Annotated in this window: 10 protein-coding genes; 9 read left to right on the top strand and 1 reads right to left on the bottom strand. The window is 68.9% G+C overall.

The features are described 5' to 3' along the window. Window positions 1-131: 131 nt before the first annotated feature. From GGQ91_RS20340 to GGQ91_RS20330, 3 genes are all read left to right on the top strand, one after another. Entirely contained in the window at window positions 132-617 is a 486-nt protein-coding gene (locus tag GGQ91_RS20340) for a response regulator (protein ID WP_081948693.1), read from the top strand. 987 nt (window positions 618-1,604) lie between these two features. Then, window positions 1,605-2,192: a phasin family protein gene (locus GGQ91_RS20335; protein ID WP_182592728.1), complete on the top strand. Its 588-nt coding sequence runs from the start codon at window positions 1,605-1,607 to the stop codon at window positions 2,190-2,192. A 141-nt stretch (window positions 2,193-2,333) separates the two neighbouring features. After that, window positions 2,334-2,579 carry a hypothetical protein gene (locus tag GGQ91_RS20330; protein WP_043356801.1) on the top strand — a complete coding sequence of 82 codons (246 nt, stop codon included), beginning with the start codon at window positions 2,334-2,336 and terminating at the stop codon, window positions 2,577-2,579. Between the two features lie 387 nt (window positions 2,580-2,966). Here GGQ91_RS20330 and GGQ91_RS20325 read toward each other — a convergent pair whose 3' ends face one another. Then, entirely contained in the window at window positions 2,967-3,332 is a 366-nt protein-coding gene (locus tag GGQ91_RS20325; RefSeq protein WP_246410816.1) for a hypothetical protein, read from the bottom strand. Between the two features lie 130 nt (window positions 3,333-3,462). Here GGQ91_RS20325 and GGQ91_RS20320 point away from each other — a divergent pair, with 130 nt between their 5' ends. From GGQ91_RS20320 to GGQ91_RS20295, 6 genes are all read left to right on the top strand, one after another. After that, entirely contained in the window at window positions 3,463-4,593 is a 1,131-nt protein-coding gene (locus tag GGQ91_RS20320) for an ABC transporter permease (protein ID WP_179697381.1), read from the top strand. Continuing rightward, window positions 4,590-5,336, top strand: a complete 747-nt coding sequence (locus GGQ91_RS20315) for an ABC transporter ATP-binding protein (protein ID WP_182592727.1) — start codon at window positions 4,590-4,592, stop codon at window positions 5,334-5,336. Before GGQ91_RS20320 ends, GGQ91_RS20315 begins: the two co-directional genes overlap by 4 nt. A 296-nt stretch (window positions 5,337-5,632) precedes the next feature. Next, window positions 5,633-6,853 (top strand): ATP-grasp domain-containing protein, encoded by a 1,221-nt coding sequence (locus GGQ91_RS20310; RefSeq protein ID WP_182592726.1) that lies wholly within the window; start codon window positions 5,633-5,635, stop codon window positions 6,851-6,853. Window positions 6,854-6,997: 144 nt separating this feature from the next. Then, entirely contained in the window at window positions 6,998-8,023 is a 1,026-nt protein-coding gene (locus GGQ91_RS20305; RefSeq protein ID WP_182592725.1) for an NAD-dependent epimerase/dehydratase family protein, read from the top strand. Between the two features lie 223 nt (window positions 8,024-8,246). Further along, window positions 8,247-8,972, top strand: a complete 726-nt coding sequence (locus tag GGQ91_RS20300; RefSeq protein ID WP_043383993.1) for an HAD family hydrolase — start codon at window positions 8,247-8,249, stop codon at window positions 8,970-8,972. Beyond that, window positions 8,969-11,260: a glycoside hydrolase family 65 protein gene (locus tag GGQ91_RS20295; protein ID WP_182592724.1), complete on the top strand. Its 2,292-nt coding sequence runs from the start codon at window positions 8,969-8,971 to the stop codon at window positions 11,258-11,260. Before GGQ91_RS20300 ends, GGQ91_RS20295 begins: the two co-directional genes overlap by 4 nt. Window positions 11,261-11,474: the final 214 nt, after the last annotated feature.

Below are 11,474 nucleotides of genomic sequence, written 5' to 3'. Positions count from 1 at the left end.
CGCGCTGCCACAACCAAGGTCATCGCGCCCGGCGGACAATTGGCGCATAAGGGGGAATCACTGGCTTCGGACCCGGCCGTCAGTGCCTGAGAGCAGCGAGCGCTCCCGCCCTGATCACGCGGAGCATGTCTGTGTCTGACAGCAGGCCTTTAGCCATCCTCATCGCCGAGGCCGATGAACTTGTCCGTATGGTCACGGCCGACATGCTGGAGGATGTTGGCTTTCAGGCCATAGAGGTCCGCACAGCCGCCGAGGCGCTGGCGGTGCTCGAAGGACCGACCCCGGTGAGCATGCTGGTGACGGGGCGCGGCATCGTGGGTGATGGTGTTGCCCTTGCCCACCTCGTTCATCACCGTTGGCCCGCCGTCGGCATCATTGTCACCTCGGGAGCCGGATCGGATCTTCAGCGGGCGCTGCCGCCGGGCACACGCCTGCTCAGCAAGCCCTACGACTTTGCAGACCTCATCCACGAGGTGGACGCCGGCCTCGCACAGGTGCAGGAGGCGCCCGCAACCGCCCCCGTATTGCCGAGCGGAGTACCGCCTCACAGGGGAGTGGACCTGGGCAACGGCCTGGGAACCGTTGCCGGCCCCTCGACCGAGCCGGACAAGACGTAACCCCTGCTTCCATCACGGCCAGGTCTGAAGCCCGTCAGTTTGGCCGAGGCGATGTTCGGTTTGATGCGTCGTCGCTCGCAGGCAGACGAGCGCAAACCCGCCCGTCTCGCCGATCCGGCGTCCTTCGTTGGCGTCTCCGAAGCGGACAGGGCCCGCTGCCGGTCCGCGACCTTTCGAACGCCTCGATCACCACGGAGCTCCGGAAGCAGGCCAAGCGCGAGGCCACCCGGGGCGACCTGGCGACCCGCGCGCGGAACACGGCTGCGATCGAGAGGGCGCTCGATACCGCCGGCGGGACTGCCGACGACCGGACGCCCGTGCTCAACCGCATGGCCAAGTTCGTCACGATCACCGCGTGCGACGGCGAGCTCGTGCCGAGCGTCGGAGAGGAGGCCGGCGGGATCCGGAGCGGGTCACGATCGCTCCGGCAAGGGTCGACGTCCTGGCGGCCGAGCTTCGCGAGACGGACCCGCGGAACGTCAGACGGCAGGCGCCGAATGGCCGCTCGACGCCCGCGCCGAGGCCCGCGGCGGCTCCGCTGACGGGCGATCTCGGGCGGCTCTCCCGACCGGGGCCGGACTACAGCTTGACCATGATCGGCGGCGTCGACCGCGAGGAACGTGCCGCTGACGACCGCATCGCGGCAGCCCGGGCCTCCTGAGCGCCTCGCAAGCCGTTGGCGACCACGGGACGGCCTGCGCCCAATACGCCGTCGCGGTCTCACGCGACCCACCCTGACCGCAGTGCATCCTGCCGAAGCTTTTATTGTGCAGCGCAATCAGCGACTTATCATTTAAGTATCTCCGTTCTGGAAAATCACGGATCATTATTTGGATCAAATCTTCATTTCAGACATTGTTTATATGATCCGGCGCACGATTTAAATGAGGCGCAATAAGATGGATAAATAACTATCCCCGCATCCCGATTGGCATCTGAATTTCGCAGAGCAGACATCGCCAATCGATTATAGGACAGGAATTTACAATGACATCCAATCAAAACACTGACCAGAACAGGCACAACAGGCAGTTCGACAAGGCCGCCGAGACCCTGAAGGCCAACGCCGACAAGTCCGCCGAGCAGACCACACAATTCGCCGACGCCGCTCGCGACGGTGTGAACAAGCTCGTCGATCTCAACGAGCGCGCCGCGGAGAACACCCAGCACATCGTGCAGAAAGGCGTCGAGACGGCCTCGCACCAAGCGCGCCAAGCCGCGGATCGCTTCAGCCGCACCCTCGGCTACACGGGCGAGGGCAGCGAGCGCTTGGCTCGGCAGTCCAAGCAGAACATGGAAGCGGTCGTTCGCTGCGGGACCGTGATCACCCAGGCCTTCCAGGACACGTCACGGATCTGGCTTTCGCTGAGCCAGAAGCAGTGGCAGCGCAACCTCGACGGCCTGAACAAGCTGGCTCGCGCCAAATCGGTGCAGGAGTACTCCGCGATCCAGAGCGAGCTCGTCCGTGAGGGGCTGCAATCCATGGTTCAGGACGGCAAAGCCCTCTCCGAGACCTCGGCCCGCGCCATCGAGGAGGCCGGCAAGACCTTCTCCGGCATCGCGCAGCAGGGCTGAGCGCGCGTGCGCTGAGACGCCGGACCGAAGGTCGAGCGATCCTCCTCGATCCGGCAATCAACCCGAGGGCGGTCGCTTCGGCCGCCCTTTTCGTTTGTCGCAGTCGCGTCGGTTCTCGCGCGGCGTGGCTCGGAGTGCGCGATGTACAACCCCTATGCCGTGACCCTGCTCGCTCTCGAGGCGCAAAGAGTCGTCGAACTTCGGCTTGTGAAACTCGCCTTGGGCGGTGCCGACGGTCAGCTTGAGGCGCACCGAATGGTCAGCGAGAAGATCAGCGCTTTCATCGAGGCCTCGGGCACCTTGATGACCGGAGGTTCGGTCGACGTGGTTGTCGCCCGCTATCGTGAGCACGTGGCTGCGAACGAGAAGCGTCTCACGGCGACCTGATCGGGATTGGCCGGCAATCGCCTTCGGGCAATCCGTGGGGTTCACCGCAGCGCGCGCAGATGTGGGAGCCGGGCGTGTCGCCGCCGCAGCCGCATCTGCGTCTTCCAAACCCTTGCCCAGAAGCAGGCCGTCGCAAAACCACCCGACTGAGACACTCGGTGACCTGTCGGAGCAGGGCCGGAAACGGCTTACCCGAGTCGGCGCGCCTGAGCAGGTGAAACGCACACGCAGCCCATGGCCCGACTGAGGCGGGCGAGAGACCGTCACCCTGCAGAGGGCCGCGGCACACAAGGAAGGCCCCGGTGATCGTGACGCGGAAGCGCTCACCGCCGGGGCATTGACGCGGCGGCGACAGCAGGTCCGGCTCCCTTCAGCCACGGCTCGGATTCAGTCCGGACACCTGTAGATGTCGGCCTCGAAATCCCCATCCCCCTGGATCATGTGCCAGACGCCGCCCCGCTGGCGCGTAAAGACGATGTCCGATCCCATCGTGATGCCGCTGCGAAACCGGCACGCGACGCCGAAGATGAGCCTGCTCCCTTCGCCGCGCCTGGTCTTTATCGCGCATGTTCCGCCCGCGTACGTGATCTGCTGCGGTGTGATCGTCACCCTCAGGCTCGGGGGATCGGTCCTGTCGCCGCGGCATGGCCGGTTCTGCAGGTATCGCCCCTCGAAAGCGTCTTCTGCGCAAGCGCGGGCGCCGACCAGGACCATCGCTGCCGCCGCCCCGGCGACACACCACGCGCGGCCCATATCGCCCTCCAGATCAAGATCAAAGCGAATGTGAATACAGAGCCATGGCGCCGCAATTGATCCATATCAATCTCATTACTGGCAATTTATGCTGATTTTTACATGACAATGGCACATATCGAGCACGCGAATGCCGCTTGTCATGACGCTGGCGCTCCGGAATCTGCTTCAGGATCGGCTTCGGTTCGTGGCCGCCGTCACCGGGATCGTGCTCTCGGTCGTCCTCATCCTGGTGCAGATGGGCTTGTTCTACGGCTTCGGGCGGATGGTGACGCTGATCGTCGATCACACCGCAGCCGATCTCTGGATCGTCTCGAAAGGAACGCAGTACTTCGAGGACATCTCGATTCTCGACGCGGAGATGCGCCAGGAGCTGAGCGCCGTCGACGGGGTGTCGGAGGCCGTCCCGGTGGTGGCGGGCTTCTCGGCTTGGCTGCCGCCGGACGGCGGATTGATCGGGATCTTCATCATCGCGTCCGACCCGGTCGGTGGCCTGGCGCCGTGGAACATCGTGGAGGGTGGCCTCGACGATCTCGCGACCACCGGCACCGTGTCGCTCGAACGGTCCTACGCAGACCAGCTGGGCGTGTCTGCGCGCGGCGAGACGGCACAGGTTCGCGGGCACCCGGTGACGGTCGGGGCGGTCACCTCCGGCCTGCGCTCCTTCACGACGCGGCCCTACGTCTTCACCGATTTCCGCAGCGCCCGATCCTATGTCGGATTACCGGCCAATCTGGTCACGTACTTCCTCATCCGGGCGAAGCCGGGGGCCGACATCGCGCGCATCCGGCAGGAGGCGCAGGCGCGTGTCTCCGGCATGGAGGCGCTCACGCCGGAACAGTTTCGCGCGCGGTCCCTGAATTTCTGGCTCTACCGTACGGGGGCCGGCGCGGCTCTCGTCGCGGGCGCCCTGCTCTCCATCATCGTCGGGACCGTCATCATCGCGCAGACGCTCTACTCCAGCACGAAGGAGCACCTCTACGAATTCGCGATGGTCCGGGCGATCGGTGCCTCCAACCGATACATCTACAGGGTCATCGCCTTCCAGGCGCTCGTGAACGCGCTGATCGGTCTCTCGGTGGCGACCGTAATCAGTATCGGGGTCGAGCGTCTGACCGCGACGAGCGTCGCCCCGGTGATTATTACCCCCGCCTTGGTGGCGGTCGCCTTCGCCCTCACGCTCCTCATGTGCGTCGCCTCCGGCATCGCCTCCATCGTCCGGATCATCCGGGTCGATCCCGCGAGCGTGCTCACCCGATGAGTGCCGCGATCGAAGCCGCGCGGGTGTGCAAGACCTACGGGCAGGGGCCGACGCGCGTCGAGGCGGTGCGGGCGCTCGACCTTGTCGTCCGCGCCCACGAGTTGACGGTCCTGGTCGGGCCCTCGGGCAGCGGCAAGACGACCCTGCTGTCCATCCTGGGCTGCATGTTGACGCCCACGAGCGGGACCGTGCGGGTCTGCGGCGTCCCGACCGGCGACGCCCGGCCGGAGGCGCTGGCGGCCATCCGGCGGCGGCACATCGGCTTTGTCTTCCAATCCTACCATCTGTTCTCCACGCTCACCGCGGCGGAGAATGTCCAGCTCGCCCTCGATATCCGCAGCGAGCGCGGCCCCGGGGCGACCGCGAAGAGCGCCGCGGTCCTCGCCGATGTCGGCCTCTCCGCCAAGCTGAACGCGTTCCCGCGCGAGCTGAGCGGCGGCGAGCAGCAGCGCGTCGCGATCGCGCGGGCGCTGGTCGCGGATCCGTCCGTCATCCTCGCGGATGAGCCGACGGCCGCTCTCGACTCGGAAAACGGTCGGGCGATCATGGCCATCCTGTCATCGGCGGCGAAGCAGCGCGGGCGGGCCGTCCTCGTCGTGACGCACGACGCGCGTCTCTTCCGCTTCGCCGATCGGATCGTGCACATCGAGGACGGGGTGATCACGCGCGAGGAACGGCCGGACGCGGACGACTGCGAGACGCATGCCCGGACCGTGGGTTCGCAGAGGGCCGGCCGCCCATGATCGACAGGCGGCAGAATCATCGCGGCCGGGCGGGTGCGGCGCGCGGCAGGCGGTCTTCTGGACGTCCGCGAGCCCGGGCCGCGGTGGCTTCGCGACCGGCCATGCGTGCCCCCGCCGCGACAGCCGTGTCCGTCTGCTCGTCCCGGCGAGGCGCCCGTATCCGGACTATAACGGGCCCCCGCCATCGGCGCGTCCTGGCGCGGACGGACGCTCTGCCCTGAAGGCATCGACACCGGCATCGACGGCCTCGGCGCGACGGGCATCCCGCCGAGCATCCTGGAGGCGACGAGCACCGCATGCGCGTTCTCCTGACCGAGGGCAGCAGCACGTCTGCGCGCCAAGCCATCACGGCCCTGGCGCTCGCCGGGCACGAGGTCGCCTACTGCGATCCGGCCCGGATCTGCCTCGGGCGGTTCTCGCGCTTGGTCGTCCGCCGCTATCGCTGCCCGCCCCTCGGCACGGATCCGGAGGGGTTTCGACACTTCCTCCACGAGACGCTCTCGTGGGAGAGATTCGATGTCCTCCTGCCCATCCACGAGCAGGGATACCTCGTCGCCCGCTTGGCCGACGAACTGCGCCCGCGGGTTGCGTTCGCGGTTCCGGCCTTCGAAAGCTACGAGCGCGTCCTGACGAAGCTCGGTTTTCGCGGCCTGCTGACCGAGCTCGGCCTGCAACAGCCCCCAACACATTTGCTCGACGATCCGCGCAGCCTCGCCCAGCACGCGGCCTACCCGTTCGTCGTGAAGGCCGCCCTGGGCACGGCGAGCCGCAGCACCTGGTTGATCCGTTGCGAGGCGGACCGGGACCGTGCCGCGGCCGAACTCGCGCATGTGGCGACCCCGGGCGAGCCGATCCTCGTGCAGGCATGGGTGTCCGCGCCCCTCGAGCAGGCGCAGGCCGTCTTCCAGGAGGGGCGGCTCGTCGGGTTCCACGCCACGCGCAGGCTCGTCGAGGGAGCAGGCGGCGGCGCGGCGCTCAAAGAAAGCGTTCATCGCCCCAACGTCGCCAGCGATCTTGCAAAGATCGGCTCCCATCTGTCCTGGCACGGCGCATTGTCCGTCGATTACTTCACGGACGACCGCGGCGAGCGCCCGCTCTACATCGACGGCAATCCGCGCCTCGTCGAGCCGATGGCCGCCAGCCTCGCGGGCCTCAACCTTGCGGACCTGCTGGTCCGCGTATCTGCCGGTCACAGCATCGCGCCCGGCCGCATGGGCCGGCCGGGGGTGCGCACGCGGCTCGCCCTGCAAGTCCTCCTCGGCGCGGCGCTTCGGGGCGCCCGCCGGCGGAACCTCGTCGCGTCGCTCCTGCAGCTTGTCGGCCGCCCAGGACCCTTCGCGCAGGCGCGCGAAGAATTGACGCCGGTGCGTCTCGATCCCTTGAGCGTCCTGCCGGTGGTGGGTGCGGCGCTCATGCTCCTCGCGCGGCCGGCCTGCGCCGGAGCGATGGTGCGGCAGGGATGGGGCGCTCACCTCCTGACACCCGAAGCGATGCGGCACATTCGAGATCTGGCCTAAGCCTCCAGCTCGCCCGACCCGGGCCGCCCAATCGCTGCATTGTATTGGCCGCCAATTCCGCACCGATACACCGGCGGAATTGATCGAGATCAACGCAATAAATGAGCGTGACATCAGCATCGCATCGAATTCCAGAGAAATCCGATGACCGCCGTCGATCTCGTTACGGGTGGATGCGGCTTTATTGGCCGCCATCTCGTCCAGTCGATCATTGTCACAGGGCGCAGCGTGCGCGTGCTCGACTGCGGCGACCCGCGTGGCCTTTCGGCTGACGCCGAGTATCGCCGCGGCTCGATTCTCGATGCCGCCGCCCTGTCGACCGCGATGGTCGGGATCGCGCGCGTCTATCATCTGGCCGGCGACGCGCACCTGTGGGCCCCGGAGCGGGGTGCCTTGGCCCGCGTGAACGCCGAGGGCACGGAACGCCTGCTGGCCGCAGCGCCGCCTGCCGCACGGGTCGTGCATTGCTCGACCGAGGCGGTGCTGCTCACGGGATTTCGGGATGCTGCGCGGGTGCGCGACGGCGATCTCCCATCCCTGGACCGGATGGCCGGTCCCTATACACGATCGAAATGCCTGGCCGAGCAGGCGACGTTCGCCGCCGCGCAGGCGGGCCGCGATGTCGTGATCGCGAGCCCCACGGTCCCGATCGGACCGGACGACTGGAACATGACGCCGCCCGCGGCGATGCTCGCCCTCTTCCTGACCGGGCAGACGCCGTTCTTCCTCGATTGCACGCTCAACCTCGTCGATGTCCGGGACGTGGCCGAGGGGCTGCGTCTGGTGGGGGAGAAGGGACAGGCCGGGCAGCGCTACGTGCTGGGCGGCGAGAACGTGCCGCTGCGGCAGCTCCTCTCCAGGCTGGAGCGGATGACGGGCCGACGCATGCCGTCCATGGCGTTGCCGGGCTGCCTCGCGATGGCGGTGGCCATCGTTGCCGAGTGGTTCGCCGATCACATCTCCCACCGAAGTCCGGTGGCCGTGCGCGAGGGCGTGCGCCTTGCGCTGCGTTCCACGGCGTTCGACCACAGCAAGGCGCGCCGGGAACTCGGCTACGAACCCAGACCGATCGACGAAGCGCTGGCGCTGGCGGTCGCATGGCTCACCGAGCGGTCCGTCCCGCGCGCGGATGTGGCCGCACCGGCCCGCAGCACCGGCTTTGCGTCCTGATCGGCCTGCTGCCGTCGAGCGGGGTGTCGCCGGCAGGCGGGCTGCCGGACGCGCATCGGTCGCCGGAGGGGCTCGAGGCCGGCCCAGCCCGCAAGTCACTGGCGCTCCTGACAATCGGCGGCCGGATGCTCTCCCGCGCCGACGCCAGGTCGGTTCTGGTCTTCGGCGCGACAGGGAGATGGCTGATCCGCAGGACGTGCCATTCGGCCGGGGGAGCGACGGGATGAGGCCTCCACCGATCACGCGCCGCCCGAGCGCCCCCGCCTTCATCTTCGACGTCGACGGCGTCCTGCTGGCGTCCCCGCATGAACGTGCCTGGCGCGAGGCGCTCGCCGGCGTCGCGGATCCCCGGCCCTTCACCACCGCCCTGTATCAGGCGCAGGTCGCCGGAAAGGCCCGGATCGACGGGGCCCGCGCGGCCCTCGCCGCGCTGGGTCTACCGGATACCGAGCGCCTCGTGTCGGCCTACGCCGATGCGAAACAGCGCTGTCTCGAGCGGATCGTTGCGGCCGAGGGCGTGACGGCCTTTCCGGACGCCCTCCGCTTCGTCCGGGCCCTCGCCGACCGGGGCTGGCCCCTGGCGGCGGCCTCGTCCTCGAAGAACGCGGAGGCCATGATGCGCGCGGTGCCGCTGAGCCCGGACCGGACGCTGCTCGACGCGTTCGCGGCCCGCATCTGCGGCCGCGCCCTGCGCCACGGCAAGCCGGACCCCGAGATCTTTCTGCTGGCCGCCGCCGAATTGCGGGTCGTCCCGGCCCGCTGTTTCGTGGCCGAGGACGCCCCCGTGGGCATCCGGGCCGCCAAGGCCGGCGGCATGACGGCCATCGGCATCGCCCGCCTCGGCGACGCCGACGGATTGCGGGCAGCGGGGGCCGACCGGGTGGTCACGAGTTTCGACGAGATCTGCATCGAGCATATCGCGCCGCCGTCTTCGGGAGATGCCGCATGAGCGTGGCCGACACCTTGGCCGAAGACATGATCGCTGGAGGCGATCCGTCCTGGCTGCTGCGCGAGACCGGATACGAATTGCTGCGGGAGAGCACCTTCGAAACCCGCTTCGCCCTCAGCAACGGCTTTCTCGGCGTGCGGGGCGGGCTGGCTTCCCATCTCGGCGCCTGCCGGGCTGTTCCGCCGCGGATCTACGTCGCCGGATTGTTCGACACGCCGACGCCCGACAGCGTGGTTCCGGAACTGGTGCCGGCCCCCGACTGGACGCAGGTCCGCATCCTCCTGCCGGACGGCCCGCTCATGCGCTGCCCGGACCGGTCCTCGCGGGCTCTGACCCTGGACATGCGACGGGGGGCCCTGTTCATGGAGGCCCGCCAGACCTGCAACGCCCCGCTCGATGTCTGCCTGCGCTCCCTGCGGCTGGTGTCGCTGCACGCGCGTGCGATCGGCATGCAGGTGATCGAGCTTCGGATCGAGAGCGGGGTCAGCGACCTCACCTTCGAGGCCGCGTTCGGGCCCACGGATTTCGAACTCGCGCCGGAACGGGCGGAACTCGACCTGAAGGCGTGGCGCACCTGGCGATCCGGCCGGAGCCTCGCCATCGCGGCGGCGGCCTCCCTGGAGGTCGACGGGATCGAGCGCCAGCCCGTGATGCGGGGCGACCTGACCTGGAACTGGAGCTGGACCGCCCAGCCGGGCCAGATCGTGACCTTCCGGCGCATCATCGCGGTGACCCGCCACCACGCCACCGACGTCCATGCGGGCGCCCGGGCCCGCAAGGAACTGGCCGCCGCGCGCACGCTCGGCTGGCGCGGCATCCTCGCCCGCCACGAGGCGGCCTGGGCCGAGCGCTGGCGCTGCAGCGACATCCGGGTGACCGGTGACGATGCCGCCCAGGCCGCCCTGCGCTTCGCCATCTACCACCTGAACGGGGCGGCGAATCCGGAAGACCCGCACGTCTCCGTCGCAGCCCGCGCCCTCACGGGGGACGATTACCGCGGCCACGTCTTCTGGGACACCGAGATCTTTCTCGTGCCCTTCTACGCGCTGACCTGGCCGGAGGCCGCGCGCACCCTCCTGATGTACCGCTTCCGCACCCTGGACGCGGCCCGCGCCAAGGCCGCGCAGATGGGTTGTCGGGGCGCCCTCTACGCCTGGGAATCGGCCGATAGCGGGTCGGAGGTCACGCCCGCCCAGACGGTCGGCCCGGACCGCAAGATCCTGGACGTCCTCTGCGGCAGCCAGGAGCAGCATATCAGCGCCGACGTGGCCTATGCGGTGTGGCAATACTGGCAGGCGACCGAGGACGAAGCCTTCCTGCAGGAGGCTGGGGCTGAGATCATCCTGGAGACGGCCCGGTTCTGGACCTGGCGTGCGGCGCCGGAGGCGGACGGCCGGCGTCACATCCGCACGGTCATCGGGCCGGACGAGTATCACGAGGGCGTGGACGACAACGCCTTCACCAATGGGATGGCCCGGTGGACCATCGCGCGCGGCCTCGACGTCGCCGCCCTCGTGCAGGCCCGCTGGCCGGAGACGTGGGCGCGCCTCGCGCGGAGTCTGGACCTCGGCGAGGCGGAACTGGCGCACTGGCGTGAGGCGGCGGAGGCCATCGCCACCGGCTTCGATCCGGCCACGGGGCTGTTCGAGCAGTTCGCGGGCTTCTCGGCCTTGGAGACGGTCGATTTGAACGCCTATGCCGGGCGCTCGGTGCCGATGGATGTCGTGCTGGGGCGCGAGCGGACGCAGCGGGCGCAGGTCATCAAGCAGGCCGACGTCGTCGCGCTCCTGGCCCTCCTGCCCGAGGCCTTTCCGGGCGCGAGCGGCGGGACCAACTTCGACCATTACGAGCCCCGATGCGGGCACGGGAGCTCCCTGAGCCGGGCCATGCACGGCCTCGCGGCCGCGCGGCTGGGGCGTGCCGAGGCAGCGCTGAGCTACTTCCGCCGAAGCGCGGCAATCGATCTCGCCGACACCCATGTGGCGATCGGCGGCGGCATCCACGTCGCGGCCCTCGGCGGGGTTTGGATGATAGCGATCCTCGGCTTCGCCGGGTTGTCGCTGCGGGCTGACGGGCTCGCTTTCGATCCGTGCCTGCCGGCCGACTGGCAGAGCCTCGACTTCAGGATCCGGTGGCGCGGGCGGGACCTGGCCGTGGCCATAGACGGGACGACCCGTGTGCTGCGTGTCGCCCTCGACCGGGGGGCTCCCATGACGGTCTTCGCCGGAGGCGCCGCCTTCGTCATCGCGATGGACCGGCCCCTGACGGTCAAGGGCGTCGGCGGATGAGACCGTCGTCCTGGAGCGGGCGGCGGATCTCGGTTGCGGGACCGGGACCGCCCGCCCTCTCCCATCCGTAAGCGATCCCCGCCGCGACGCACGCCGAGGGGCCATCCCCGGGATGTTGATCGGCGATGGGTTCGGCGCCGATCCGGCCAGCAAAGCACGGTCGCCCGTCACAGGCGGCAGCCGCCCCCCATGCCGGTCCGCATGGGGCGACCGG

The sequence above is a fragment of the Methylobacterium fujisawaense genome, assembly GCF_014138435.1.
Taxonomy (GTDB): domain Bacteria; phylum Pseudomonadota; class Alphaproteobacteria; order Rhizobiales; family Beijerinckiaceae; genus Methylobacterium; species Methylobacterium fujisawaense.
This window is presented reverse-complemented; position numbering and strand designations above follow the sequence as displayed.

What these genes read in the sequence shown, in the direction of transcription:
- GGQ91_RS20310 (WP_182592726.1), top strand. Translation starts at nt 5,633, where the DNA reads ATGCGCGTTCTCCTGACCGAGGGCAGCAGCACGTCTGCGCGCCAAGCC.
- GGQ91_RS20325 (WP_246410816.1), bottom strand. Translation starts at nt 3,332, where the DNA reads ATGGGCCGCGCGTGGTGTGTCGCCGGGGCGGCGGCAGCGATGGTCCTG.
- GGQ91_RS20335 (WP_182592728.1), top strand. Translation starts at nt 1,605, where the DNA reads ATGACATCCAATCAAAACACTGACCAGAACAGGCACAACAGGCAGTTC.
- GGQ91_RS20295 (WP_182592724.1), top strand. Translation starts at nt 8,969, where the DNA reads ATGAGCGTGGCCGACACCTTGGCCGAAGACATGATCGCTGGAGGCGAT.
- GGQ91_RS20330 (WP_043356801.1), top strand. Translation starts at nt 2,334, where the DNA reads ATGTACAACCCCTATGCCGTGACCCTGCTCGCTCTCGAGGCGCAAAGA.
- GGQ91_RS20320 (WP_179697381.1), top strand. Translation starts at nt 3,463, where the DNA reads ATGCCGCTTGTCATGACGCTGGCGCTCCGGAATCTGCTTCAGGATCGG.
- GGQ91_RS20305 (WP_182592725.1), top strand. Translation starts at nt 6,998, where the DNA reads ATGACCGCCGTCGATCTCGTTACGGGTGGATGCGGCTTTATTGGCCGC.
- GGQ91_RS20300 (WP_043383993.1), top strand. Translation starts at nt 8,247, where the DNA reads ATGAGGCCTCCACCGATCACGCGCCGCCCGAGCGCCCCCGCCTTCATC.
- GGQ91_RS20315 (WP_182592727.1), top strand. Translation starts at nt 4,590, where the DNA reads ATGAGTGCCGCGATCGAAGCCGCGCGGGTGTGCAAGACCTACGGGCAG.